At 70.7% G+C, this 24,333-nt stretch carries 25 protein-coding genes; 14 read left to right on the forward strand and 11 right to left on the reverse strand.

Features of this window, described 5'->3' with window-relative positions; translation table 11 throughout:
- Positions 1-9 precede the first annotated feature (9 nt).
- The 7 genes from D187_RS13675 (at position 10) to D187_RS13705 (ending at position 5,460) form a co-directional block, all read left to right on the forward strand.
- A complete protein-coding gene (locus tag D187_RS13675; protein WP_020918018.1) occupies positions 10-1,374 on the forward strand; it encodes a phage portal protein in 1,365 nt (454 codons plus the stop codon).
- 18 nt (positions 1,375-1,392) lie between these two features.
- Positions 1,393-2,157: an HK97 family phage prohead protease gene (locus tag D187_RS13680; RefSeq protein ID WP_020918019.1), complete on the forward strand. Its 765-nt coding sequence runs from the start codon at positions 1,393-1,395 to the stop codon at positions 2,155-2,157.
- A gap of 42 nt (positions 2,158-2,199) precedes the next feature.
- On the forward strand, positions 2,200-3,438 hold the full coding sequence (locus D187_RS13685; RefSeq protein WP_020918020.1) for a phage major capsid protein: 1,239 nt from the start codon (positions 2,200-2,202) through the stop codon (positions 3,436-3,438).
- Positions 3,439-3,507: 69 nt separating this feature from the next.
- Positions 3,508-3,969: a hypothetical protein gene (locus tag D187_RS13690; RefSeq protein WP_002631216.1), complete on the forward strand. Its 462-nt coding sequence runs from the start codon at positions 3,508-3,510 to the stop codon at positions 3,967-3,969.
- 80 nt (positions 3,970-4,049) lie between these two features.
- Positions 4,050-4,715 (forward strand): hypothetical protein, encoded by a 666-nt coding sequence (locus D187_RS13695; RefSeq protein WP_002631215.1) that lies wholly within the window; start codon positions 4,050-4,052, stop codon positions 4,713-4,715.
- Complete coding sequence (locus D187_RS13700; protein WP_002631214.1) at positions 4,712-5,041, forward strand: hypothetical protein; 330 nt, start codon at positions 4,712-4,714, stop codon at positions 5,039-5,041. The genes D187_RS13695 and D187_RS13700 overlap by 4 nt, the downstream gene beginning before the upstream one ends.
- Positions 5,038-5,460, forward strand: a complete 423-nt coding sequence (locus tag D187_RS13705) for a hypothetical protein (RefSeq protein WP_002631213.1) — start codon at positions 5,038-5,040, stop codon at positions 5,458-5,460. The genes D187_RS13700 and D187_RS13705 overlap by 4 nt, the downstream gene beginning before the upstream one ends.
- A 9-nt stretch (positions 5,461-5,469) precedes the next feature.
- On the opposite strand, the gene D187_RS53825 is transcribed toward D187_RS13705, so the two are convergent.
- Positions 5,470-6,669, reverse strand: a complete 1,200-nt coding sequence (locus tag D187_RS53825; RefSeq protein ID WP_081713684.1) for an SIR2 family protein — start codon at positions 6,667-6,669, stop codon at positions 5,470-5,472.
- Between the two features lie 401 nt (positions 6,670-7,070).
- Here D187_RS53825 and D187_RS13710 point away from each other — a divergent pair, with 401 nt between their 5' ends.
- From D187_RS13710 to D187_RS57745, 7 genes are all read left to right on the forward strand, one after another.
- Positions 7,071-7,469, forward strand: a complete 399-nt coding sequence (locus D187_RS13710; RefSeq protein WP_002631212.1) for a hypothetical protein — start codon at positions 7,071-7,073, stop codon at positions 7,467-7,469.
- A 10-nt stretch (positions 7,470-7,479) separates the two neighbouring features.
- On the forward strand, positions 7,480-7,914 hold the full coding sequence (locus D187_RS13715; RefSeq protein WP_002631211.1) for a hypothetical protein: 435 nt from the start codon (positions 7,480-7,482) through the stop codon (positions 7,912-7,914).
- Between the two features lie 39 nt (positions 7,915-7,953).
- Positions 7,954-8,328 carry a hypothetical protein gene (locus D187_RS13720; protein ID WP_002631210.1) on the forward strand — a complete coding sequence of 125 codons (375 nt, stop codon included), beginning with the start codon at positions 7,954-7,956 and terminating at the stop codon, positions 8,326-8,328.
- 285 nt (positions 8,329-8,613) lie between these two features.
- Positions 8,614-8,967, forward strand: a complete 354-nt coding sequence (locus D187_RS13730) for a hypothetical protein (protein WP_043429643.1) — start codon at positions 8,614-8,616, stop codon at positions 8,965-8,967.
- A gap of 24 nt (positions 8,968-8,991) precedes the next feature.
- Positions 8,992-11,667, forward strand: coding sequence for a hypothetical protein (locus tag D187_RS13735; protein WP_002631207.1), 2,676 nt, complete (start codon positions 8,992-8,994; stop codon positions 11,665-11,667).
- Positions 11,667-12,467 carry a hypothetical protein gene (locus D187_RS13740; RefSeq protein WP_002631206.1) on the forward strand — a complete coding sequence of 267 codons (801 nt, stop codon included), beginning with the start codon at positions 11,667-11,669 and terminating at the stop codon, positions 12,465-12,467. Before D187_RS13735 ends, D187_RS13740 begins: the two co-directional genes overlap by 1 nt.
- Before the next feature lie 21 nt (positions 12,468-12,488).
- Positions 12,489-14,933, forward strand: a complete 2,445-nt coding sequence (locus D187_RS57745) for a phage tail protein (RefSeq protein ID WP_020918022.1) — start codon at positions 12,489-12,491, stop codon at positions 14,931-14,933.
- Here the strand turns inward: D187_RS57745 and D187_RS13750 are convergent.
- From D187_RS13750 to D187_RS49860, 10 genes are read right to left on the reverse strand one after another with little or no spacing between them, the layout of a single operon-like run.
- Entirely contained in the window at positions 14,926-15,207 is a 282-nt protein-coding gene (locus D187_RS13750) for a hypothetical protein (protein ID WP_002621459.1), read from the reverse strand. The genes D187_RS57745 and D187_RS13750 overlap by 8 nt on opposite strands.
- Before the next feature lies 1 nt (position 15,208).
- On the reverse strand, positions 15,209-16,192 hold the full coding sequence (locus D187_RS13755; protein ID WP_076606160.1) for a hypothetical protein: 984 nt from the start codon (positions 16,190-16,192) through the stop codon (positions 15,209-15,211).
- Positions 16,193-16,228: 36 nt separating this feature from the next.
- Entirely contained in the window at positions 16,229-16,642 is a 414-nt protein-coding gene (locus tag D187_RS13760) for a hypothetical protein (RefSeq protein WP_002621461.1), read from the reverse strand.
- The gene (locus tag D187_RS55085) at positions 16,639-16,806 is read right to left on the reverse strand and encodes a hypothetical protein (protein ID WP_002621462.1); all 168 of its coding nucleotides are present in this window, start codon (positions 16,804-16,806) and stop codon (positions 16,639-16,641) included. The genes D187_RS13760 and D187_RS55085 overlap by 4 nt, the downstream gene beginning before the upstream one ends.
- A complete protein-coding gene (locus D187_RS13765) occupies positions 16,803-17,951 on the reverse strand; it encodes a hypothetical protein (protein WP_002621463.1) in 1,149 nt (382 codons plus the stop codon). The genes D187_RS55085 and D187_RS13765 overlap by 4 nt, the downstream gene beginning before the upstream one ends.
- Complete coding sequence (locus D187_RS49850; RefSeq protein ID WP_002621464.1) at positions 17,948-19,183, reverse strand: DNA adenine methylase; 1,236 nt, start codon at positions 19,181-19,183, stop codon at positions 17,948-17,950. The genes D187_RS13765 and D187_RS49850 overlap by 4 nt, the downstream gene beginning before the upstream one ends.
- Complete coding sequence (locus D187_RS13775) at positions 19,180-19,992, reverse strand: hypothetical protein (RefSeq protein WP_002621465.1); 813 nt, start codon at positions 19,990-19,992, stop codon at positions 19,180-19,182. Before D187_RS13775 ends, D187_RS49850 begins: the two co-directional genes overlap by 4 nt.
- Positions 19,989-23,348, reverse strand: coding sequence for a DUF6884 domain-containing protein (locus D187_RS57035; RefSeq protein ID WP_002621466.1), 3,360 nt, complete (start codon positions 23,346-23,348; stop codon positions 19,989-19,991). The genes D187_RS13775 and D187_RS57035 overlap by 4 nt, the downstream gene beginning before the upstream one ends.
- Positions 23,345-23,719 carry a hypothetical protein gene (locus D187_RS13785; protein ID WP_155893337.1) on the reverse strand — a complete coding sequence of 125 codons (375 nt, stop codon included), beginning with the start codon at positions 23,717-23,719 and terminating at the stop codon, positions 23,345-23,347. The genes D187_RS57035 and D187_RS13785 overlap by 4 nt, the downstream gene beginning before the upstream one ends.
- Positions 23,716-24,144 carry a hypothetical protein gene (locus D187_RS49860; protein ID WP_051256345.1) on the reverse strand — a complete coding sequence of 143 codons (429 nt, stop codon included), beginning with the start codon at positions 24,142-24,144 and terminating at the stop codon, positions 23,716-23,718. The genes D187_RS13785 and D187_RS49860 overlap by 4 nt, the downstream gene beginning before the upstream one ends.
- Positions 24,145-24,333 lie beyond the last annotated feature (189 nt).

The following is a 24,333-nucleotide window of genomic DNA, read 5'->3' on the forward strand; positions in this document are numbered from 1 at the left end:
TCGGCGGGCATGGCGCGCCCCTCTTTCGGCACCCGTTTCAAAGCGGCCCTGGCGGGCTTTCTCCTGCCGGGCAGCGGACGTCCGCTCGTCCACGGCATCCCCATCAACCCCTTCACCCCGCGGCGCGGCTCTCGCGCGGTGTGCTCGGCCTACCGCACCAACGGCTGGCTGCGCGCGGTGGCGGACACGGTGGCGGAGTCCGTGGCCACGCCCCGGTGGCGGGTGCTCAAGGCCACCACACCCAAGGGCAAGGCGCTGCTCGCCACGTGCAAGAGACTCAGTACGGAGGCGCGCACCCGGACGGGCGCGCTCGAGCGCCACCAGGTGCAGGCCAAGGGACTCGCCCGCGGGGACCTGGTGGAGCTCGACACCCACGAGCTGCTCACCCTGCTCGAGCACCCCCACCCCGACTTCACCGGCCGCTCCCTGCGCAAGGTGCAGCAGCTCCACCTCGACTTGCCCGGGGAGTCCTTCCTGTGGCTGCGCCGCTCCACGTTTGGCTCGGTGGTGGGCTACGAGGTGGTGCCCCCCGCGTGCGTCCTCCAGACGCCCACCCAGACGGGCGCGGGCTACCTCGTCGTCTACAACAACTTCTCCGGCATGGTGCCCCGCTCGGAGATGGTGTGGCTGCGCCACCTGGACCCGGACAACCTGCACGCGCGTGGCGTTGGCCGGGGCCTCGCGCTGGGGGACGAGCTCGACGCGTCCGAGGCCATTCAACAGACGCTCAAGTCCACCTTCGAGCGGGGCGGCCTGCCGGCAGCCATCGTCGGCGTGGATGGCGGCACTGCGGGCGACGGCGAGGACGAAGTCGAGGACCTGCGCGCCAAGTACGAGGAGCGCTTCAGCGGCCCGGACTCGGCCGGGCTCGTCTGGTTCGTGAATGGCAAGACGACGCTCTCCCAGGTGCAGCAGGACTTCCGCGCGCTCCAGCTCGTGGAGGCTGAGAAGTCCCTGCGCGACTACGTGCGCCAGGTGTACAACGTGCCCCCGGAGCTGGTGGGAGACCTCACCAGCGCCAACCGCAGCACGAGCGAGGAGGCGAAGTACACGCTGGCGGAGTACGCCACCCTCCCCCGGCTGGAGTTCCTGCGCACCGAGTACCAGCTGCACCTCGTGCCGCTCGTCGACCGCGACGCCGTGCTCGATTACGACGACCCGCGCCCTCACTCCTGGGAGCGGCGCCTCAAGGCGATGACGAGCGCCTACGGGCCCCACGTCTTCATGAATGAGGCCCGCGAACTCGCGGGCCAGGCCCCGGACCCGAAGCTCAACGGCATGCGCTTCCAGCCCCTGCCCGGCGCCCAGCCCGTGCAGGACGGGCCCAAGGAGCCGCACAACGAGCCGCCCCCGCGCGGGCCCGCCAAGGGCTGACACCCCTTCTCCTCCGGCATGAAGCTGCCCCCCACCCCGCCCACTGACGGCGTGCTCAAGTCGCTCGGCCACCTGGTGCGCAAGTCCGAGGGCGACGCCAGCGGCAAGCCGGTGTTCCGCATCACCTCCGAGGTGCTCGATCGGCACAACGACCGGGTGCGCGCCGGAGCCTTGAGGACCGAGGCCTACAACGCCAACCCCGTCCTGCTCTGGAATCACGAGCACGGCGTTCCCGCCATTGGCACCGCTCGCGTCTTCCAGGAGGGAGAGGAGTGGTTCATGGAGCCTGCCTTCGACGGCATTGGCGACTTGTCCAAGGAGGTGGGCGCCAAGGTGGAGGCGCGCACCCTGCGCACCTGCTCCATCTTCTTCCGCTTCTCCAAGTACGAGCCGAACGCCGAGGGCGGGCTCGACTACGAGGAGTGCGAACTGCTCGAAGTCTCAATCACAAACATCCCCGCCAACCCCGAGGCCTGCCGCGTGAAGAACCAAGGACAGACGAAGAAGAACGACGCCCCCACCCCACCTCCCGAGGAGGCGGGCAAGGACGCCGAAGGGCAGGACCTGGGCGCGCTCCTGGACGAGAAGTTGAGTCCTCTCGTGGAGGCCCTCGGCAAGCTCACCCAGGCCCTGGCCGCCAAGGCCGAGGAACCGGCCGAGGACCCCACCGACACCGAGGAGGAGGCGGGCAAGGGAGATGACGAGCCGCCCGCGCCTCCCGCCGAGGCGCCCACCGAGGCGAAGTCCCTGAAGCGCTTCCGCTCGCCCTTCGTGTGCGGCTGAGCCAGCACCCATTACCCCTCCCCTCTCTCCCGAGGTCTCACCATGAAGCTCACCCCCGAGCAGCAGAAGTACATCGACGAGCAGGTGGCCAAGCAGCTCAAGGCCAAGCAGAAGGAACTCAACGCGCTGATCTCCAAGGGCGTCGCGGACGAGCTCGCCGCGCGGCCCGCGGCTCCCGCCCCGGCCCCCGCCCCATCGGCGGGAGCCACCCCGGGCGAGCGGCGCAAGACGCTCAAGCAGTTCTTCGGGCTGTCGGCGAAGGCCAGCTATCTCCAGGCGGCTGCGGCCGGAGGGCACGTCAATCAGACGCTCGCCGACGCGGCCGCCAAGGCGGCGACGGAGCTGGGCTCGCGCTTCGCCGCCAAGGCGGAGGGGCCCAACGGGGCCGTGGTCACCACTGGCGGCGCGCTCATGTCCGAGGAGTGGAGCACCGACATCATCGGCATGCTCCGCGACGTCATGGTGCTCCAGGCAGCGGGCGTGCGCGTCGAGGCGGTGCACGGCTCGAAGAAGAACCTGGGCAAGCTCAACTCGGGCGCCACGGCCGAGTTCGTCGAACCGGGCCAGTCGCCCACGCCGAGCAACATCGACACGGGCATGGTCATCCTCGCGCCGAAGAAGTGCATGGGGCTCATCGAGCCGACGAAGGACATGCTGCGCGATCCCAGCTTCCTCGGCAGCGAGGCCACCTTCACCGACGACTTGCTCGCCGCCATCGGCCTCAAGGCGGACCTCGAATGCCTCGTGGGTGACGGCACGGGCCCGCGCCCCCTCGGGCTGGTGCGGCAGATCGTGGCGGGCAACAAGTTCTCGCTCACGGTGCCCATCACCAGCGCCAACCTCGCCTCGATCATCACCGCCCTGGACAAGGCCGAGCGACTGGTGCGCGAGAGCAAGCACACCTTCCAGGGCGCCAAGCCGGGCTGGGTGATGACAAGCAAGACGCTGATGGCGCTCAAGAGCCTGCGCGACAACGCCGGCTGGGTCTTCCGGCAGCAGTTGGATCAGGGGATGCTCAACGGCTACCCCTTCCATGTCACCGACAGCACCAGCGGCAAGGGCAAGGGCGGGAAGGACTTCATCATCTTCGGCCTCTGGGATACCGCCACCTTCGGCATGGCATTTGGCGGCGGAGAGGCGCCCGAGAACGGCATCATCGTCGAGATGAGCGAGCCGAAGTTCTCCCAGGACCTGGCCACCTTCAAGGGCATCACCTACGTGGACGTGAAGCTGCGCTACAACAACACCTTCGCCGTCATCGAGGAGCTCACCTTCCAGTGACGCCCGTGCGCGCCGGGTGCCGCACGGGCCCGGTGCGTCCTCCCTTCACCTCTCACCCCAGGACTTCGTATGGCATTGCACCCTTCCCTCAATGACATTGGCGCGTACCTTTCCATGGTGGGCACCCTCGCGGATGCGAGCGGCCCCAAGGGCTACTCGCCGGCCACGCTCGCCGCCAACACGTACACGGACGGAGACGCCTTCTCCCTGGACGGCGCGCGCAGCGCCGTCCTCACCGCCATGACGGGCACCGCCACGAGCGGCCCCACCGCCCAGAGCCACGTCTTCACCCTGGAGACGAGCGCGGGCGGCGAGTCCCCCACCTGGACGGAGTACGCGGGCGCCTCCGTCACCCTCACCGGGGACGAGAAGAGCGGCCGCGCCGACTTCTCCCTGGGGCGCGTGCCCGCCGGACACACCCAGGCCCGCGTCAAGGTGGTGGTGGGCTTCACCGGGGGCTCCTCCCCCAAGCAGACGGTGGCCGCCCACGTGGTGCTCGGCGGCTACGAGACGCTGCCCGCCCCGCGGTAACCCCAGCGCCCGCCAGTTACCCGCCGGGGAGGTGGCCCACCCCGGGCGGCCTCCCCGGCTTTCCATTTCGAGGTGCCTCCATGCCTTTCGCCGAAGACTTCACCACCCTGGCCCGGGCAGCCGATCGCCTGAAGGTGCCCTCCACGAGCACCGAGCTGCCCGGCCTGGTGCTCGCCGCCTCCCGCGCCGTGGCCCACTTCCTCGGCTACCCGGCCGCCTTCCGCGAGGGCGTGGAGGAGACGGTGGTGGGCCAGGGCGGCGCGTACGTGTGGCTGCGCGCAGGCGCGGTGCGCCAGTTGCGCTCGGTGCGCGTGCGCGGCGCCGAGTTGCCCGCGGGGGACGTGGCCATTGACTGCCCCCGCGCGGGGCGCCTCGTGCACCGGCGCGGCACCTGGCCCTTCACCGGCAGCGCCACGCGGGGCATCGTCCCCACCCCGCTGCGCGCCTGGGACACCGGGGAAATTGTCGTCACCTTCGATGCGGGCTGGCGCACGCCCGGGCAGGTGGCCCTGGCGCTCGAGGCGGACCCGAGCAGCACCCTCGCGAGCGAGCTGCCGGCGGAGCTCGAGGAGGCGGCGCTGCTCACCCTCACCGCACTCCACCGGGTGGCCGGGCGGGACTTGAATGTCGTCTCCCGCGCCACCGGCACGGCCTCCGTCACCTGGCGCACGGACGCGAGCGCGGTGCCCCTACTGGCCCAGCAGCTCGCCGCACCCCACCAGAAGCCCGGACGGAGGCATGCATGAGTCTCATCGCCGAGGACCTCAAGGAAACCCTCCACCTGCGCCGCTTCGTGCGCATGGTGGACAACGGCCGGCGCGAGGAGTTCAGCGAGCCCGAACCCCACCCCTGCCGGTGGGAGCCCGGTGCGCGGCTGGTGAAGTCGGCCGAGGGCAAGCAGGTGGTGTGCGAGGGGACGCTCTTCACCACCGCGCGGCTCGGCCCGCGGGACCTGCTGTGGCTGCCCGGGGCCAACCCGGCCGACTACACGGCGAGCCGCCGGGCCCTCAACTCCTACGAGCGGAAGGACCTGGAGACGGGCGCCTTCGACCACAGCGAGGTGGTGGTGTGAGCCGCCTCAAGGACGTGGAGCTCGACGTGGCGCGCCTGCTCGAGGCAGCGGGCCTGGGCAGCCTCGCGGACGGACTGCCCACGCTCTACGCGGGGCCCTACCCGCCCGGCGCCCCGGACGCCTTCATCGCGTGCCGGTTCTCCGGCGGGGAGAAGCCGGAGAAGTACCTCGCGGGCGCGAGGACGGCGCTCCACCGCTGTACGGTGACGGTGCTGGTGCGCGCCGCGCGCGGCCCGGACGGCTACTCCGAGGGGAGCGCCCGGGCCCGAGCGGCCTGGGAGGCGCTGTACGACGCCCACCCCGAGGGCTACGTGAGCGTGGACGTCGAGGACGGTGGGCCCACGTACCTCGGCGAGGACGAGGAGGGGCGGCCCCGGTGGTCACTCACGGTGGGCGTTCTGTACCACTCTCATGCATAACGTCGCATTTCATCGCCTCTGCGGCCAATGCGAGGAAAACATTCTCCATGGCTCATCAATCCATTTCGCAGGACACACAGACAAGAAGTCCTCACCATAGAGAGGGTGGTCAACGAGCGTGAACCTGAGACCACCAGCATTCTGTGGCGGGGACCCATCAGCAATAGGATGGCGGTCAGACAATGCGAAACGAAGCAAACTCTGGAGACGCTGCGCATCCGGAGAATTAACTCCAAGAACAGTGTGTACGGCGAGATACGCCTTCTCGTTCCCTCGAATAGCCGTCAACAAGCGCTCGCGCGCGTGGCTGTCCGAGGGAGGGAAGCGAAAGCCAATAAACACAATGGAATCCGCACTCCTGATTGCTTCCTCGCCAGCCACCCAGAGTTGCCGCAGCCAGCCGTCGGAGATCCGCTTTTTGAGGGGGCCAGGACTGGCGATCGCCAACTCACTATCCTTGCACTTGAGGGCAAAATCGAAATCCGGCTGATGATGCACCTCGACCGTCTCTTCACCGGTCGGCAGTTCCCTGGAATCGTCCGGCAAGCCCTTTACCTGCCAATTCACGCTGCCATGCAACTTCAGCAGGCGTGCACGCTGGTGATAGGATAGCGAGTGCATCGCCGACTCACCCAGTCGCACTACGTGAATTTTGTTGGTGACGGCATTGAGCTTCTCGATCACGCAATCGTAATTAAATGTGATGATCGTATCGTCATTTGTCAGACGCGAAGCCCAATCCACAAACGGACTCCACCGCTCAGTGGATGGATCGGCCCCGACAAGAAAGGCGGAGCAGTAGGCCGCCACAATTCGCTTGGCGGCGCGGGAAAGCTCTAGGGGTTCTGGGATTACATCGGGCGCACAATTCCAGGACTTGAAGATGCGCACAAGCCGATGGTAGGCAGGAGAGCCTGCTCCGCCGGCGGCCGCAGTGTCCATGTAGTCAAGGAACTGCTCCGCGTCTCCCCAAATAAACTCCCCAACGTCATTCCAGCGATTTCGTGCCTGATTGTCTGCGCTTCTTGAGCCATAGCTATAGAGACGCAGAACAAGGTCGTAAATGAGTGCATCCAACTTGGGGAACTGCGCTTTGGGGTAGCATGCTTCGAGATGATTCAGCACTTCCGAACGCATCAGCTCGTTAAGCAATGGACCACCCAGTGGTCTACTGAACCCAGCACCAAGAATCCAAACTCGCTTGCTCATGCATCAAGCCTACCTGCCATGAGGCACAGGAGCGAATTGTGCGTCGGGGCTGGCGCAGCGAGGATGTGTCTCCGCCGCGCCTAGCATGCCACACACTGCATCCCACTCGGCCTCCGCGTGCTCCACCCGAGCAGCCAGGTAGCGCATCCGGGACCCTTCAGTTCCATCACGACCCCGCTGCGCCTCTTGGAGCACCCTCCGCCCGCAGGAGCCTCTCGGCCAGTTGCGGCCGTCCGTTCCCGCCCATAGACCACCCTCCCGCCTATTGGACCGGGCGCATCCTGTCGCGCCCCTCGGTGCACGGGGGGGGCTCGCAACCTGACGTCTTCTGAGCACATCCCGGGCCAACCACCCGCCCCTTCTGCCGGGGCATGGCTCCCCGCCGCAACAGACGCATCAGGGTGAAGGTGACGGTGGACACCGCCGCCCTGCGCCAGCTGCGTGACGACGCCCCGCAGGTGCTCCGGGCCCTGGACCATCCGCTGCGCGACGCGGCCCGGCGCATCCTCGACATCTCCCTCTTCCTCGTCCCCCGCGGTGGAGCTCCGGGCGATCCGCTCAACCTCGCCGACACCGCCTTCCTCGACGGCCCCTTCTTCAACCCCGAGCGTAAGTCCTCCACGTGGACCTGTGGTTACGCGCACCCCGCTGCGGGGGCCATCCACCAGGGTTTCCACTGGGGCGACGCGCTCAAGCCCCCACCCGACTTCCTGCGCCGCGCCACCAAGGGCATCTCCCGCCAGCTCAAGAAGGCGGTGGGCCACGTGCTCATGCGGGAGATCGCCCGCCTCACCCAGTAGGAGCCACACCATGCCCACCCCCGAAGTCATCGAAGCCCACCTGTACTCCATTCACGTCCTCGCGACGAAGACGGAGGCCCTGTCGGACGCCAACAAGCCCAAGACGCTCAAGAAGTTCGACATCCCGGACTCCATGGAGCTGCGGGAGCTGAAGTACCTCAACAACACCAAGGGTCTCGTGCAGTACAGCCCCGGCTTTCGCACCATGAAGGGCACGCTCGAGCTGGACGTGGTGAAGGACAGCCCCATCCTCACCACCATCAAGACGGCCTACGCCGCGCGCAAGCCCATCTGGGTGGTCTGCGTGGAGGATCCCGACGCCGCCACGGGCGCCCAGGGCGTGCGCTACGAGGGCGTCATCGGTAGTTACCCCCTGACGTTGGAGGCGGGCACCCTCGTCTCCGTCTCCATCGAGTTCGGCATCAACGAGTTCGAGCCCATCTGACGCCCCCCCCTCTCTCTACCCACCCAACAGGAGCATCCCATGTCCGACGTCGACACCATCAAGCGCCGCCTCCTCAACGCCCCCTGGCGGGAGTACATCCGCCGCAGCGTGGAGGCCGAGGGCGGAGCCATCGAACTCGTCATCCGCCGCCCCCCGGACGCCGTCCTGGAGCCGTTGCTCCGCGACGCCAAGGCCCAGCGCCTCGACGACGAGGGAGCCGAGGAGAAGCGCGTCGAGGACGTCCTGCGCTTCCGCGCGCGCGTCGTGGCCACCTGCGTCTTCCTGCCGAACGCCGTCACCTCGCTCTTCACCCCGGAGGAGGCGTACGCCTGGCCCGGGCTCGTCGAGGTGGCCGACGCCTGCATGGCCGCCATCATGCCCGCCAAGGCCCTGGAGAACGCTCGGGGAAACTGACGGGCGACCCGCTCCACGGGCTCGTGGTCCGGGTCGCCCGCCTCGCGGGGTGGACGTACGAGGAGATGCGGAGCCAGCCCCTCTCATACGTGTACGAACTCGCCGCCGACGCCCAACTGGAGAGCGAGTCCATTCGCCAGGAGAGCAACGTCCCCGCCTCCAGTTCAACGTCAGCCCCAGGGGGCGGCCGCCAGCGCATCATCCGGTACACCATGAAGGGGTAGCCCAGCCGCCCCGCCGACGTCGTGACTTGGCGGGGACAGGCAGGTGCGCGAGGCTGGGGGGATGATCCGAACCCTCGCCACCGTCGCCGTGCTCCTGTCCGTCGCCGCCTGCTCGAAATCGGGACTCGCCACCATCGAGGAGGCCGAGTCCTTCGCGCAGGCGCGCGGCGTGGTTCTGACGGACAAGAAGGAGAACACGGACCAGATCGTCGCTCCTCGATGTTATGGCTATAGATCCGGGGCGACGAACGTCAGCGTCTTCCAATTCAACACACCTGAGGCGGCGGAGACGTGGCGCAAGGCCATGGACGAGATGCCGGGAGGCGAGACGTTGGTGCCCAAGGGGCACGTCGTCTTCAGCATCTGGGGTGGTGTGGATGCCGACCGACAGAAGGTGATCGCCGCGTTGAAGTAGCCCGTTCGCCCCTTCTGGGGGTGCATGAGCGGAGCACTGAAGGTCGGCGACGTCTTCGTGGCGGTCAGCGCGTCGCTGAATGAGTTCACCAAGGGCATCGACGAGTTGCTCGAAAACGTAGAGGAAGCGGCCGACGCCATCGAGGGCGCCATGTCCAAGGCGGCGGCTGCCCTGGGGGACTTCTCCGAGGGACTGCTCTCGGTCGCGGCGGTGGCCGGTGCGGCGGTGGCTGGCGCGGCCGAGTCCAACGAGGCGGCGAAGAAGGCGGCGGACGACCTCAAGGCGTCCATGCTCCAGCTCTCGTCCGAGGTGGGCGCGGTCTTCCTGCCGCTGGTGCGCGAGCTCACCGAGGGCGTGCGCACCCTGACGGCGACCTGGCGAGGACTGGGCGCCGAGCAGAAGCAGCAGCTCGTCTCCTTCGTCCGGTACAGCGCGATCGTCGGAGCGGCCGGCCTCGCCACATCGCGGGCGCTGCTTTTCACCAAGTCGCTCTTCGAAGGCACCGTGGTGCTCGCGCGGGGACTGCGCACGCTCAATGGCGGCCTGGGCATCCTCGCCACTGGACTCAGGGGTGCGGGCCCGCTGCTCACCCGTCTAGGCTGGCAGCTCGTCTACCTGAAGCAGGCGAGCATGGGGGATGTCTTCGCTGCGGTGACCGCGTCGCTGCGCACGTTCGCCGCCAACCTCCGGGCGCTGCCGGGGCAAGCGGGCGGGCTCGGGTCGGCGTTCAAGTCGATGCTGCCCACCCTCCTTGCGGTGGGTGCCCCGGTGCTGGCGATCACCGCCGCCGTCGCGGCCCTGGTGCTCCTCGCGGGCTCCCTCTACCGGGCCTGGAACCGGGGCGGAGCGGGCCTCAAGGAGGTCCTCGCCGGTGTCGGCGAGTCCGTCCGGGGGCTGGCCGCGCAGGTGAAGGACACGTTCGTCGGCATCTTCGACGCCTTCATGGAGTTCGCCCTGGGGCTGGCGTCCGCGTTCCTCGAGGTGCTCGCCGCCAAGGTCCGCGCCGTGGCTGCCTTCGCCGAGGAGGTCGCCCGGAAGGCTGGACGGGAGAATTGGGCCGACAACCTCGCCCAGGTCCAGAAGCTGTCCGGCACCGGCATGGTGAAGGCCATCGTGGGGCAAGTCTCCCCCGTGGTCGACGCGGCCCGGCAGAAGCTCGCCAGCGCCGGCGCGGTACTCAAGAGCATCGGCAAGGAGACGGGGCAGGCCATCGGGTACGGGCTGAGCGAGAGCGTCGGGGGGTTGAAGGACCTCTTTCAGGACACCGGGCTCGCCGGCATGAAGGAGCAGATCGAGAACTGGCTCCAGGGCCTCATGCCCAAGGTGGGAGACCCATCCTCCGTCAGCGCGCCCGACGACCGGGAGGCCGCGGCCGCGCGGTATGCAGACTGGGTGAAGAAGCAGGACGCGAGCCTGCGCGAGGCTCTCTACGAGGACGCGGCGGCGGCGAACAAGGCCCTCGCCGCAGAGGCTGCCGCCATCGAGGAGACGGTGCGCCAGGTAGAGAGAGAAGCGCAGGAGGCGAGCGAGATGGCCCAGTTGCAGGCGGAAGCCAGTCTGGAGGCCGCGGAGGACGCCCGGCGCGCCCAGGCAGCAGAAGCCGAGCAAGCCGTGGAGGCTTGGCGGGCCTCGCGAGACGAGGCCCGGCGCTTGGCGGAGGCCGTGGCGGACGCCCGGGAGGCGCTGGCGTCCAATCTCGCCTCACGCACCGGCAATCTCCAGGGCCTCGTGCAGTCAGCCGGGCAGGGAGCCATGGTGGGCGGGCCCGTCGGCGCGGCGGTGGCCGTGGGGTTGGACCTACTCACCCAGTCCGAGGGGTTTCAGCAGATCATCGAGATGGTGAACACCGTCATCCAGCAGGTGGCGGACGCGCTGGGCTCCTTCCTCGTGCCACTCCAACCCCTGGTGGCGTCGGTGCTGCGCCTGGTGCCGATCATCGCCAACGCCCTGGGCCCGGTGTTCAGCTTCATCGGGCAACTCCTCGAGCCCCTGGTGCCCGTCTTCTATGTCATCGGCGAGGTCCTCCAGGTGTTGGAACCCCTGTTGCAAATGTTCGCCGGGGCGTTGCAGCTCGTCGCCATGCCCATCAAGCTGCTCGTCGACACCGCCCTGCGCATGCTCTTCGAGGGACTCAAGATGCTCGGCGTCGCGCTCCTGGCCCTGGTCCGGGGAATCAGTTGGCTGTGGAATGGCTTGGTGGAGGGCGTGCAGTTGCTGCTCCGAACGCTCGCGCACCTGCCCTTCCTCGACGGACTCAACAAGGTGGCCGACGAGTTGGAGGCGGTGAAGGTGGATCGGGACGCGCTGAAGCAGTCCCAGGAGGAGTTGCTCAACCTCACCTACGAGCAGGCCCGCGCGAAGGCGGCCGAGACGGCGGCCACCATCAAGAACACGAAGGCGTTGCAGGAGGCGACGGAGAGCCTCACCAACGTGCCGGCGGCGTGGCGCGTGGCCCAGCGGCGCTTCCAGGCCCAGGACGCGCGCACCTCGCCCCTGCTGCCGGCTGGCCTGGCACCGAGCACCGCCCAGGCCGCGCCCGCGCAGACGGCCGCCCCGGCGATCGCCATCGGCACGGTCAACGTCTCTGGCGAGGACACGGGCCGCGCGCTCGCCAAGCTCGAGCAGCACTTGAACAACCTCTCCTTCCGCAACCGGGGCACCCGCGCGGGCCCGGGCCGGTACGCGGTGGAGGGCGGGTAATGGCCCTTCTGCGAGTCAACGGGGTGCCGGTGGAGTGCACCGCCTCGGAGTGGGAGCCGGTGACGCTCGGCGAGGTGGCGCGCAGCTTCAACGGCTGGCCGCGTGACACTGGCCGGGTGAAGAAGAAGGACTTCCGCTTCACCACGGGGCTGCTTTCCCTGCCGGAGGCGGTGGCGGTGCGAGGCCTCGTGGAGGGCGCGGGGCACGTGCTCACCTTCGAGGACGCCGCCGGGTACCTCTACACCTCGCGCGAGCTCGCGCCGCTCAGCGCCACGGGCGCCACCCGCTCCACCGTGGGCGCGAGGCACGGCAGCGCCTGCCTGAGCGTCGCCCCCAGCTCCGTGGTGGGGTGGAACGTGGGCACCCAGGGGTACGAGGGCGAGGGCGGCACCTTCATGGGCTGGGTGCGCGAGGGCACGGGGCCCTGGAGACACATCCTCTACGCCGCCGGCGGGCTGTCCCTCCACGTCGACGGCAAGCGCGTGGATGCGAGCGGGGGCTACCCCTTTGCCCAGGCCCAAGACGGCTACGTCGTGCTGGGAGACATGGGCATGCAAGGCATTGCCACCCACTTCGACGACGTGGTGGCCCTGCCCTACTCGGTGCCCTCGGCGTGGGTGCCCCACCTGTACGCCTGGCACAGCGCGCGCGGCTGGCCTGCCCTGCCGTACGTGGTGGCCCAGGGTCCCCGTTTCCCCGCCCAGGGGCAGCTCGTGCTGGGCAAGGCCGGCGCGGGCCGCGCCGAGGTGCTCCTCACCACCGTGGGGGAGTCCTTCGACTTCTCCCTGCACGGCACGTGAGAGCGGCCCTTCTCCCGGGGCATGCGCCCACTCTCCCCTTCCCAGCTTCGCCTGCTCTCCTGCCCCGCCGGCTACACCGTGCGCGGCCGCGTCCGCGTGCTCGGCCCGGACGGCACCACCTGGCACAACCTCTCCGCCCTCTTCGGCCGGGACTTCCTCGAGGGGGTGGACGTGGACGAGTCCCTGGACAGCCCGGTGGCCCAGGCCACGGTGCGGGTGCTGCGCGAGGTGAATGGCCTTTCCCTCTCGCCCCTGGTGACGGACTCGCGCGCCAACAACCTCGCCGGCGCCTACTCCCCCCTGCTGGACGCGGGACGCGCCTTCCGGGTGGAGGTGGGCCTCTCCGCGCTGGGCTGCGAGCCCGGCCCCGGGGACTGGCTGCCCCTCTTCTACGGCAGGGTGGACGACGTGGACGCCGGCGACGTGGTGCTCACCTTCAAGGGCCGGGACTTCGCGGGCGTGCTGCAGGACGTATGGCTGCGCCAGGAGCACCCGTACGGAACCACCGCGGGCACGCCCCTCCAGACGGTGTGCCAGTCCATTCTCAATGACTCGCACCTGTCTGCCTTCGGCCTCTACGTGCCGACCGATTTGGCCTGGGACTTGGGCCCCTACAACCAAGCCGTGGAGCCCGTGGCCGACGCCCTCGCGAAGCTCGCCACCGCTCGAGGCGCCGAGTGGCGCTGGAAGCTGCGCCCGGACACCGGAGACTGGGGCCTGTGGCTGTGGGTGCCCGACAGGAGCGCCTCCGAGCCCGTCTGGGAATGGGGCCCGAAGGACTACAAGGATCTCGGCGGGCTCTCCACCTCGCTCGCGGACGTGCGGACGCTCGTGGAGGTGGTGTACTCGGACGCGAGCGACTTGGACGTGACGGGGCAGCCCAAGCGCAAGGTGGTGGTGCGCGAGGACGCGGCCGCCACCGCTCGCTACGGGTACCGCGCGCCGGATGGCTCCATGGTGCCGCGCTTCATGCGCGTGGCCGAGGGGGCGGCCAGCAACATCCGCTCCCAGGCGGCCGCCGGGCGCCTGGCCGACGCGGCCCTCGCGGACTTGTCCTCGGCCTCGCTCGGGGTGAGCGTGGAGGTGGCGCTACACCCCGGGCTCGAGCTGGCCGACTTGGCGCGCCTCGCCCCCAACGGGGTGCACTTCGTCGACGCCCAGACGCTCGCCATGCGCCAAGTGACGCACTCCCTCTCCGTCTCCGGGGGCACCACGCGCGTGCAGCTGCTCGGCAAGCCGAGCCTCAGTCCGCGGGCCTGGCTCGGCCTCGAGGCCCGGCCCGGAGTGGCCCCGGCGCCCACCTTCACCGGCCCGGCCGCGCCCTCGGGGCTCGCCGTCACCAACGCCTCCACCGGCGCCGTGCTGCTCTTCACCGCCCCGGACGGCACCACCGGCCCCACCGCGGACAGCTTCGAGCTGCACATGGGCGCCACGCCGGGCTTCGTCCTCTCCAGCGACACCCTCAAGGCCGTGAGCAGTTCCACGCGCTTTGATTTGACCGCCCTCCCCCCCGGCGTCACCTACTACGCGCGCGTGCGCAGCCGGGACAAGAAGGGCAACGTGGGCCCGGCCTCGGCGGAGGTGACGCTGTCTCCCCGCTACCTCTACCCGGGGACATTCCTGCCCAGCGTCACCTACGGCGCCCTGCCCCTCAACGGGGACTTCGAGGCCCACCTGGACGCGGCCGCGCCGCCGGACGGGTGCGCCATGCTGCAGGGCACCTGGGGCGTGGACGCCTTCGGGGACACCTCGCTCACCTACTCCGGCGCGCGCTCGCTGCGCTTGGTGGCCCGGACGGGAGGGACGCGCCTGGGGCTGCAGCCCTTCGTGGCCCGGGCCGGGGAGCGCTTCGCCGTGAAGGCTCTCTTCTACCCCCAGGAGGGCGGCACGAGCGCGGGACTCTACGTCACCTGGCTCGACGCTGGCTTCGCCCCTGTGGGCACCACCAACGTGGGCGCCGAGGCGCTCTCCGGCGGCACGTGGCGGACGCTCTCCGGCTACGTCACCGTGCCCGCCCAGGGCCGCTACGCACGCGTGGAGGTGGGCACCGCTTCCTCGTCCTCCGGCCGCGTCCTCTGGGTGGACTCGGTGGTGGTGGAGCCCTCCCTCACGGTGGTGCCCGCATGGCAGCGACTGCGCCACCCCGTGTTGGGAGGCAACCTCACCGACTACGAGGAGGGGTGGAGCCCCCTCCCCACAGCCCCCGTGAGCTACCGACTGGATCCCCTGGGGTACGTTGAATTCCAGGGGACATTGCTGTCGGCCATCACGGCGATTAACGCCAACAGCACGGCCTTTACCCTGCCCCCCGGCTACCTGCCCGGACAAAACTACCTCCTGCGCACGCACGACCAGGGCCGTCTCTGCTCGGTGGACGTCCGTCCCTCGGGCCTCGTGCAGGCGTACAACGTCGTCGTCGGCTCGCAACTCAGTCTGGACGGTGTCCGCTTCCGGCCCGTCAACTGACGCACGAGGCGCAGTCCACCGCCCAGCGCTTGCCCCCGCCCTGAGCGCCGGCGTCCGAGACGAGGCGCAGGCGCCCCTCTCCCGCCTTCACCCAGGTGCCGCACGCGCACGCGGCCGCGCGCGTGTTGGGGCGGAAGCGCACGGGGCCCCGCGAGCACTGGGGCTCCACGTGCGCGAGGCCCAGCTCCGCGGAGAACTCCGCCTCCTCGCCCTTGCGGATGTGTCCTCCACAGGCCCGGCAGGTGCCAGCCTTCTTCGTGGTGATTGTTGGCATGTCAGGCCGCCTCAAGGTGCTCGCGCAGCGCCGCCAGCCCCTCTGCGCGTGCTTCGAGCAACTCCGCGAGGGAGCACCCGAGGTGCCGCGCGAGCTGCGCGTCATTGAGGCGCGGGGTGGAGAGGCCCAGGGGCACGCCCACGGCGAGGCGCTGCCGGCGCGGGAGGCGCTCGAGGGCGGCCACCGCGGAGCCCTGGGCAGAGAGCTCCTCGAGGCGCTCCCCGCCAGCGTCGGCCACGTCCGAGGCCTCGCGCTCCTCGCACCGGGTGGCGCCCTGGGCCAGCGCCAGGGCCGTGGCCGCGTCGGCGCCCTCGGTGGCCAAGGCCTCCTCGTACGTCACCTCCTCGCGCTCCACCCGCTTGCGCGCGCGCGCGGCGAGCTTCCGCCCCCAGTGAGTCGGCCCCACCAGGCGGCCTTCCGCGAGCACGTTGCCCAGGTGCTGGCGCACGGCCTGGGCGACGTACGCGGGGTACAGGGTGCGGCCCGGCCCGGCCTTGCCCGGGGTGAAGCCGCGCCAGAGCTTCTGCGCGCGCAGGGCCGCCTCCTGCAGCAAGTCCGCGCGCGAGAGGTACGTGCGCTCATGGCTTGCCCAGGCCCGGCGCGCCTCGGCCGCGAGGAAGGGGGTGAGCAGGCGCAGCAGTTTCTCTTCCGCGGCGAGCTGCCGGCGGCTGCCCTCCGGCTGGCCCCGCGCCTCGCGCAGCGCCGTCTCCATGGCCTCGGCCACCTCCGGCGCGAGCCACCCTTTTCCCCTGGAAGGCCGCTGGAAGGGCAGCACCAGCTGGGCACCAGGCGCCGCCGGTGGTGGTGTGCGGCCGCGCAGGTGAGGCCGGTGCGCGCGATCGCGGCGCCGCGCCTCGCGTTGCGGTACCTCGGCGAGGAAGGCGAAGGGCTGCTGCCTGGGAGGGTTGGGGACGGCGGCGAGCGCAGGGCGCGGAGACGCGCGAGCGGAGGAGCGCGAAGGGGCGGGACAGGCGGAACAGGCCATGTCGGCCCTTGTCCTCGCCGCTGTGGGCTTCGTCCATTACCGGACTGGGAGCCCCGCCGGCAGTCCGGTGCGGCCATTGCCCTGGACGCGAATCCCCGCTCGCCGGAGTGCGTCCAGCGCCTCCTGTTTCGACACCGCGAAGCGCTCGCAGAGCGCGTCCACCGAAAGCTCCGGCTCGCGCTGGTACAGCTCGACAATCCGCCGGTGGCGCCAGGCGCTCAGCTCCGCCGCGGTGAGGCCCAGCAGTGGGCGCGCGGGGCCGAGTTCGTCACTCCGCTCCGATTCCACCAGGTGGGCGGGCCGAGAGGGCGGTTTCTCCCCGCGCGCCCGGGCGAGCTTGTGCTTGTACACGCACTCCGCACAGCGCCAGGGCACGGGGCCCTTCGGGCCCACCTTCACCTCCGCGCCGCACGCGCAGGTGACGTGCCGGGGGCGCTGGAAACAACTCATGGCCGCCTCCGGCGCAGCTCGCCCACCGCGCGGGTGAAGCCGAGCAGCGAGGCCACGAGGCTCCCCGCGGAGAGCAGCCGGGGCGCCTCGCCCGGGGTGCCGAGAAGCGCGCAGGCGAGTAGCACGTGCGCGAGGAACACGAGGCGCTGTTGGCCGTGCGTCATGGCCCACCCTCCCCCACGTCCACGCGCACCCCGGCGAGGCCGCACCGCTCGGCGTGCTCGCGCAGCAGGAAGCCGAAGTGCTCCTCGACGAAGCTCCGGCGGAACCTGTCCCCCGCGGAGAGCACCAGCACCCCGGCCGCCACCTCCCGCGGGCGCAGCAGCTCAAGCTGGCTCACGGCGTACTTGAGTCCCTTCTCGCTCAGGGACGCGAGCACCTGCCGCCAGGCCGTGGCCGCGGGGCTGTCCCCGGGTGGAGCCTGAGCCGGTGGTTCCTGCCTTGGGCCCTCGGTTGAGACCCCGGCCGACGCCTCCGGGTCCAGCGTCCAGCCCCCGTGCAGCAGCTTGTCGGCGGGCGTGTGTCCATCGGGGCAGGTGCCCAGGAGAATCCACAGCAGGTCGGCCTTTCGGCCGTTGCGCAACTCCCCCCGGCACAGCGGGGAGCGCGGCACTCGGGCGAACACCTCGCGCCACTCCTCGAGCGGCCGCTCCTGCAACGCCGCCTCCGCGTTCGCCAGGAGGACCACCGAGGTGCGCTCGGGCCACGGAGCGAATCCACGCCCCGAGCCCACCACGAGCGTCTGCCAGAACTCGCGCAGCGCCTGCACCTCGGCAGGCAGGTGGCCCGTGGGCATGGGCGCTCGGTACTCCCGGGCCGCCACGCGCGTCACGGTGAGGCGCCCGCTCCTCGGCGGCGTCACGGGCGTGACGGGCGCCAGCGTGACGGAGGAAGGAGGAGGTGTAGTTATTTCTTTCTTCTTCTCCTCCTCCTGCATCACGTCACGCGTCACGCCGTCACGCTCGGCCGTCATGAGGCGCTGGCGCAGTCGGTAAGCCCTTGATCTCGCTGCGTCCTGGGCCTTGCGGTGCTCATCCTTCTGGGCCTCCGTCACGCTCGCGTCCGTGACGCCCGTCACGCCGGGGGCGTCACGCGTGATGCGTGATGCGTGACGCCCCTCCGTCACGCTGTCCGAGCGTGACGCGGGCGGTGGAGGCACGGCGGCCGGAGCCGCGAAGCTCGCGGTGAGGTTGACGAGCGCCTGGGCCTGCAGGCGCGCCGTGGCCTCGGCCCGCTCGGCCCGGGCCAGAGCCGCAGCCAGCTCCGCGCGCAGGGCGGCGAGTTCCGCGGATGGGGAGTGGCAGGTCATCTCGTCCCCCACAGGGCCAGGGTGGGCTGGCGCTCGCCCAGACAGTGCGGTGAAAACCACACGCGCTCGCGCCGGGCGTTGGCGGTATTGCCCGCGGAGGCGGCGTACCCACCCGAGGCCTTCCACGCCACGCAGCGCCAACTCTCGGGCATCTGGTGCTCGCCCTCGTAGCCGCAGAGGACAATCCGAAACCTGGGGTTGTCGCCATGGGCGATAGCCCACTCACGCACAGAGTGGGCGACGTCGAGGTCCTCCTGGGCGTACAGGCTCGGATCCCTCCCCGCCTCCGCGGAGTACGGCGGGTCCAGGAAGACGGCGGTGTTGCCGATGGCCACGGTGGCGGAGGGCCCCAGCACCCGCTCCCAATCACCACAGCACACACGCACGTGGCGCAGGCGCGTGGCCAGCGCTTGCATCCACTCCAGCACGGAGCCACGCCTCCCAGAGGCGTGCACGCCTGCCCCGACCGCCCCCGAGTTGCCCCGCAGCATCGGCATTTGCTCTCGCAATTGCTGGCCATGGACTCCGTTGCCACTGCCAAGGTTGGGCCGCTGTCGCCAGGTGCTCGAGGTATCCCCCCTAGCAGTCCGCGCATGGATGCCCTGTGCCCTCCGCCCTGCATTGGTCCTGCCTTCCCAGTTCACCGAGTTGGCGAGCGAGACGTTCCACGACGTCTTGAAGGTGCCGTCACGGTACGTCCCCTCGCGCACCGCGAGCTGGTGCACGCCCCGGCCCGGCTTGTCGAGCATCGGCCGCTTCGCGTACTCGGCGGTGCGGATGCCCACGCCCTTCTTCGCGCCCGCCTCCGCCTGCTCTTCCCACGCGGGCTGGGCACACCAGCCGGAGCCGATCCACTGGCTGATGCCCCAGACCCAAAGGCCGGCCACCTTGGCGTCGAAGTACTCCATGTCCTGGCGCATGCGCTCGCGGAAGTCCCGCTGGGACACCAGCCAGCGGTGGCGGGCATGCAGGTCCACCTCGTTGACGGGCCAATCCGCGTGGTGCGCCACGCCCTCGGGATCGGCCGCCACCGCGCGCCAGAAGTTCGCAAGGTAGCAGTCCAAGTCATTGACGGTTTCCACCCGCGGTTCGCCCGGGCGACCGAGCAACACCGCGAGGCTGCCGGCGAAGGGCTCCACGTAGTTGGCCACGTCGGCGCCGAAGGCGTCCCACACGAGGTGGGCCACCCGAGACTTGCCGCCGAACCAGGGAAAGGGGGCCTTGAGGCTCATGCTCCCTCCATCGCGGACACCCGGCAGCAAGGAGGGGGCACGGGCACCGTCCAGCGGCAGTCCACGAAGTGCGGAATCCCGTGAGAGCAGCGCGGCCAACCGGGCTCCTCACACTTCGCGCTCGGCAGTCGGTACGAGTGGAAACTCCCCGGGCCACCGCCGCTCCACAGCCGGCCGCAGTAGGCACAGGGCACCAGGCGCTGCACCCGCTGGGCGGGGAGGACGCTGTGCAGGGCGGTGTGAATGAAGGGCGCGGGGCCGCGGGCCCGGCCCGGCGCGTCCACGGTGAGCACCCGGGACAGCTGGGCCTCCAGTTCCTCATTCCACTGGGCAGCGCGGGCCAGTGCCTTCTGCTCTGCTCGCGCGTCCCGGTAGGCGCGGCCGAGCCGCACGCGCAGCTCCTCCGGGGGCGTCCACATGGAGCGGCCACCCCGCGTGGGCACCGGCGTAATGGGCACAGGCGTGTCCACCCACAGTAGGACGGAGCCATGCGCCCAAGGGGACAGCGCCGGCGCGAGGCTCGGAGAAATGCTCTCCAGGCGCCGCGCACGGGCCACGGCCACCACGGCGTCCGTCACCTGGGCGAGCTCGTGCTCGGGCACCACGGCCCGGGCGAGGGCGAGACGCTCCGCTGCGCGGCTGTCCTCCTCCGCGCTCGCGTGAATGGCGACGTACTCCCCGAAGAGGTACTCGTCCGCTGGCGGCAGGCTGATGACGGGGCACAGCCCCAGGGCCACGAGGGCGGCCCACGGGCGGCGGAGCGTCACGGCGAAGAGCCGCTGCTCGGTGATGATCGGCGTGGTGCTCACTGCCCGACCCCCTCCGGGCACAGTTCAAGGACAAAGCCCCGTCGGATGAAGTCCTCGGCCTCGGCCATCAGCGCCTTGTGCTGGCTCGCCCAGGAGACGACGGCGATCATCGATGCCACGAGTCCGTCCTCGTCCCACCTGAACGGTCCGTGGCGCGTCCCGTCCGTCGCGGTGAAGTGCACCTCCGGCGCGCCTTCGTTGAAGTCCCACACCTCCAGTCGCCAGCCGCCAGAGAGCGCGTAGAAGAACGGCCCCTCCGCGAGCGGCTCAGCGGGCACGCCCACCCTCAACCCGGGCACGGCGCCGTCGCGGCATGCCTGCGCCAGCGGCTTCACCACCGTCTCGGCGTGCTCCTTCCACCAGGACAAGAGGGCGCGGTGCTCCTCGAGCGCAGCGCCTCGGAGCGTGCCTGCGTAGTGGTGGCTGGCCTTGAGGCCGCTTCTGCCCCACCACGACGCCGCGCGCCGCTCGCCCAGCGCCTCATTCACGAGCCATAGCGGGACGACCTGGCTCCCGCCCAGGAGCCGCTCCGGCAGCTCCACGCGCCAGGAGTCGCCGGTGCTCTGGAGATGCGCCGAGTGTCCCTCCGGGGTGCTGGCCTGGGCCGGTGCGGACGGTGCGGCGGGCAGCACGAGAGCCAAGGCCGCGCGGACATGTTTCGACTCCGCGATGAACCTGCTGAGACGCAGCCGGAGCGCGAGGCTGTTTATCCCGCCACACCAACCCCGAAGCCTGTCGTCCGCCTCCGGGGCTGGCTTCAGGCTCCCCTCCGCGTCCAGGACGAGAGGACCCCGGCGCGCCTTGCCCCGCGCGCCGCGGGGTACCACCCACAACCGGGCGTTGGCCGTGCCCGAGTCCGTCACCTCCAAGTCCAAATCCTCCGCCACGGCCCACCGACAGCTCGCAGCGTCCGGCTTCGCGGTGGAATTGGGTGTGCTCGGTGCGTCCTCTCGCTGAGCTCGAGTCTTCGCCCGCGCGCGAGACTTCCTCATGGGTGCCGCCGCCGCCACGTCCTGGGCGCGCCTCGTCTCCTCGGGCAGGGGCCAGTGCGCGGAGAGGTAGGCGACGAGCGCCGGTTCGAGTCCGGCGGGCAGAAGCGTGGCGAGGGCCCCTCTGGGGGTGGTGTGGGCGGTCGGCCGCACTCCAGGACCGCCATACGCAGCAGGGAACCACCCGAGTTTCTCAATCCGTTGCCCCTCAGGCCCCGCCAAGTCCACCAAGAGGAACAACTCGTGGAGGCGCCCCGCCGAAATGCTGTCCGGCTCCCCACAGAAGCCGGGCGTCACGTCCACGTGCCACCCGGGGAAGAGCGACGCGTCCACGGCCGGCCACGGTCGGCCGAACATGTCCACGGGCGCAGGCGCGACGGGCGCCGCGGGCGTCGGACTGGTGTTGGCGATCTCCGCCCGGCACTCCGCGCAGTAGAAACCGCGCGCATCCTTGGGCCCCACCGGCTGCAGTTGCGAGGCAGGGAACTCGCTGGTGCACCCGTCGCACTCGCTTGGGGTGCCGTCCCCGCTCTGCTGGGCCGCCTCGAGCTCGCGCGCTTGGCGCTTCCCGGCGAGCACCTCCGGGGTGCAGCAGCGCGAGCACAGCCAGAAGGAGAACCAATGGGCACCGCAGCGCGAGTCCTTGTCCGCGCGCCACGTCTTCACGCCTCGAGGACGGTGGGAGCGTCCGAAGCTCAGGCGAGCGCGCGGGCCCGTCCGGGTGCCGCATGCCCAGCATGCGCAGTCCGTCCCCGTCACCACCAGTTCGTCCTTGTACTCCCAGCCCTCCTCCCGGGGGCCCAAGTGCGCGTCCAGGAGGGCCGTGGCGTCGAGTCCCGAGAACTCCGGCGGTGCCGGTACCGGTTGGCCTTCCAGCTCCAGGCGGCGCTCGACGCGGTCGATCGCCTCGTCCTCGCTGAGGTCGGGATCGCGCTCGCGCGTCTCGGCCAAGTACCGCTCCCGCGCGGAGACAGGTACGGCGGGTCTCTCCAGGGCTGGGGCGGCGAGCACCCGGGCCACCACTTCGAGCACGCGCAGGGGTACGCCGCGCAGTCCCTTCACGCACGACCACTCCCCCTTGGCGCGCGCCACCTCAAGCACGTCCGTTCCGCGCCCGAGGCGAACCGGGTCCGCGTAGACGAGTCCGCCCTCCTTGGACAGGAGCGGGCCGTGCTTGGCGACGTCCGTTTCGCGCTGCGAGAGGAAGAAGACGGGCTGGCCACCCGTCTCCTTCCACCCACCCTGCCACGTGAGCGTCCAGCCCAGCACCCGGCCGAGCTGGAAGGCTTGGCACCGCGGCTTCGCCGGGCACGTCTTCGCGTGGCAGGCGCCGATTGCCCCCCGCGGGCTCGTGTGGTCCGCCAGTGAGTCACCGCAGGTACAACAGGGCACCGCCGGAGCGGGCACCGCGGCCTCGTCCCCCTCGGAGGTGGCCGAGGCCTCCGCCACCGTCGCCGTCCGCGCGGACGCCGCCTTCCCGGCGCGCTTCTCTCCCTTCGTCTCGGTGGCCGGGCGCCGCCGCGGGCGTCCCGTGCCCGTGGGCGGCTCGGGGTCGGGCTGCGCGTCCTTCCGGGGCGCGGGCTTCGAGCGCTCCTGGGCCGTGGGCTGCGCCGAGGCGGGCGCGTCCAGCGGCAAGTCCTGCTGCTCGGCCCGGGCGTCCGGATCCTCGCCCGTGGTGGCCGCGGCGAAGTGCCGGGTGTGCTGCGCGCGCAGGGCTTCCTCCTGACGCGCCAGTTCCTCCAGGAAGCGCGCCTTCAGGACAGGCAGCTCGGCCAGCGCGCGCTCCAGCGCGAGGCCGCGGTGGAAGTGCTGCTCGCGCTGCTCGTCGGTGAGGCGGGGGGCGGACACGGAGGACTCCAGGAGGGCAGAGCCCGAGGGGCCCGCCGGAGAGGTGGTGAGAGGGGTTGGGGCGCCGAGGCGGTTGGAGAGCTGCGTGAGGCGGCCTTTCAGCCACGAGAGGCGCTGGCCCTGGCCGAGGCCCGCCAAGGGGTCCTCCAGGCTCCAACTCCTCGGCAAGTGCCCGCGGAGGGCGTCGACGTAGGGCGCCCCCGCGTACACGGTGAGGTGAGCGGGGCTGCCGTGGTCGTCGTCGGTGAGGTCGCGGATGACGTCGCGGGCCCAGGCGGCCCGCTCCGTGGCGCTGAGCTCGCCCAGCGCCAGGTCATACGGCGCCATGTCCTCGTCCAGGTCCACCAAGCCGTGCTTGGCACTGAGGATCCAGACGTCGGCGCCGAACTCGGCCTCGGCAACGGCGAGCGCGGCACGGAAGAGCGGACCTGTGTACAGCTCGCGGGCCGGAGCGGGGCGCGGCAACTTCTCCTTGCCGCACCCCACGAGAGCCATCCGCCTGGGCGTGAGGGGGCTCATCGAGAGGCATCCACCCCGGGCGTCGCCGGCAGTTCGTGGCCGAAGGCGCGCAGGAAGCGCCGACAGGCCTCGTCGGAGACGGGCTCCCACGAGCGCCGCGCCAGCCTGTCGTGGGCGAGCTGCAGGAAGGGTTCGACGGCGGCGAGCAACTCCGCCCAGCCCTGGACGGACTCCGGGGCGGCCGGGTGCACCGCGACGAGGGCCGCGTGGGCCTCGGCGAGCGCCGCGCGCAGGCGGGCGAGGTGCTCATCCTGCCCCGCGTACGTGGTGGGCGTGTCGGTGACGAGGACGACACGGCGGGCGGCGTCCACCGCCGCGCCGAGCTGCCGCATCTCGTCCCTCGTGGGGGTCGGGCAGTCGGCGGCGCTCACGTCATCCCCCCGTTCTGGACGGACTCGAGGATGCGGACCACGTCGGCCGGGTGGAGTTGGAGGACTTCGACGACGCGGGCCCGCGGGCAGGCCAGGGAGAGCGTCGGATCGTCGCAGTCCGGGTCCGCCTCAAGCGGCCCCTCCGGGAGGACGCGGTACACCCAGCCCCCACCAGGGAAGAGGGCGGCGAACAGGGCCGCGGCCTCGTACTGGGTGGCCACGTACACCCTGTCAGCCCGGACGCCCGCGCGAGCCCGGCCCTCCTCGCCCATGAAGGCGGAGAGCACGTGGGGCGTGTGGGTGACGGACGGGGGGAGGAGGTACTCGCCCACGGCCCGGCCTGGCGCCCCGCCATGCCAGTAGGCGACGCTGGGCGAGCTGGTACTCAGGCCGTCCAGGGACTCAGCGGAAGCAGCCTGTAGCACCCGGCCCCGTGTGCTCGCGGTGTGCTCACCGGCAACTGCCGAGGAGGCAGGCGAACAAACACCGTGAAGTGGCCTCCGCCCGCAACCTCCCGTAAAAACAAGAGAAGGCAATTCGGGCAAACTGGGTGGAGGGCTTCGAGTTGTACAAGAAGCTAAAGGCCCTCGGGATACGGCGGGGCGACAAGGAAC

The sequence above is a fragment of the Cystobacter fuscus DSM 2262 genome, assembly GCF_000335475.2.
In the GTDB taxonomy this organism is placed as follows: Bacteria; Myxococcota; Myxococcia; order Myxococcales; family Myxococcaceae; genus Cystobacter; species Cystobacter fuscus.

Excerpts from the sequence above, each read along its gene's own strand:
- D187_RS13675 (WP_020918018.1), top strand. The coding sequence starts at position 10 with ATGGCGCGCCCCTCTTTCGGCACCCGTTTCAAAGCGGCCCTGGCGGGC.
- D187_RS13680 (WP_020918019.1), top strand. The coding sequence starts at position 1,393 with ATGAAGCTGCCCCCCACCCCGCCCACTGACGGCGTGCTCAAGTCGCTC.
- D187_RS13685 (WP_020918020.1), top strand. The coding sequence starts at position 2,200 with ATGAAGCTCACCCCCGAGCAGCAGAAGTACATCGACGAGCAGGTGGCC.
- D187_RS13690 (WP_002631216.1), top strand. The coding sequence starts at position 3,508 with ATGGCATTGCACCCTTCCCTCAATGACATTGGCGCGTACCTTTCCATG.
- D187_RS13695 (WP_002631215.1), top strand. The coding sequence starts at position 4,050 with ATGCCTTTCGCCGAAGACTTCACCACCCTGGCCCGGGCAGCCGATCGC.
- D187_RS13700 (WP_002631214.1), top strand. The coding sequence starts at position 4,712 with ATGAGTCTCATCGCCGAGGACCTCAAGGAAACCCTCCACCTGCGCCGC.
- D187_RS53825 (WP_081713684.1), bottom strand. The coding sequence starts at position 6,669 with ATGAGCAAGCGAGTTTGGATTCTTGGTGCTGGGTTCAGTAGACCACTG.
- D187_RS13715 (WP_002631211.1), top strand. The coding sequence starts at position 7,480 with ATGCCCACCCCCGAAGTCATCGAAGCCCACCTGTACTCCATTCACGTC.
- D187_RS13720 (WP_002631210.1), top strand. The coding sequence starts at position 7,954 with ATGTCCGACGTCGACACCATCAAGCGCCGCCTCCTCAACGCCCCCTGG.
- D187_RS13730 (WP_043429643.1), top strand. The coding sequence starts at position 8,614 with ATGATCCGAACCCTCGCCACCGTCGCCGTGCTCCTGTCCGTCGCCGCC.
- D187_RS13735 (WP_002631207.1), top strand. The coding sequence starts at position 8,992 with ATGAGCGGAGCACTGAAGGTCGGCGACGTCTTCGTGGCGGTCAGCGCG.
- D187_RS13740 (WP_002631206.1), top strand. The coding sequence starts at position 11,667 with ATGGCCCTTCTGCGAGTCAACGGGGTGCCGGTGGAGTGCACCGCCTCG.
- D187_RS57745 (WP_020918022.1), top strand. The coding sequence starts at position 12,489 with ATGCGCCCACTCTCCCCTTCCCAGCTTCGCCTGCTCTCCTGCCCCGCC.
- D187_RS13750 (WP_002621459.1), bottom strand. The coding sequence starts at position 15,207 with ATGCCAACAATCACCACGAAGAAGGCTGGCACCTGCCGGGCCTGTGGA.
- D187_RS13755 (WP_076606160.1), bottom strand. The coding sequence starts at position 16,192 with ATGGCCTGTTCCGCCTGTCCCGCCCCTTCGCGCTCCTCCGCTCGCGCG.
- D187_RS13760 (WP_002621461.1), bottom strand. The coding sequence starts at position 16,642 with ATGAGTTGTTTCCAGCGCCCCCGGCACGTCACCTGCGCGTGCGGCGCG.
- D187_RS55085 (WP_002621462.1), bottom strand. The coding sequence starts at position 16,806 with ATGACGCACGGCCAACAGCGCCTCGTGTTCCTCGCGCACGTGCTACTC.
- D187_RS13765 (WP_002621463.1), bottom strand. The coding sequence starts at position 17,951 with ATGACCTGCCACTCCCCATCCGCGGAACTCGCCGCCCTGCGCGCGGAG.
- D187_RS49850 (WP_002621464.1), bottom strand. The coding sequence starts at position 19,183 with ATGAGCCTCAAGGCCCCCTTTCCCTGGTTCGGCGGCAAGTCTCGGGTG.
- D187_RS57035 (WP_002621466.1), bottom strand. The coding sequence starts at position 23,348 with ATGAGCCCCCTCACGCCCAGGCGGATGGCTCTCGTGGGGTGCGGCAAG.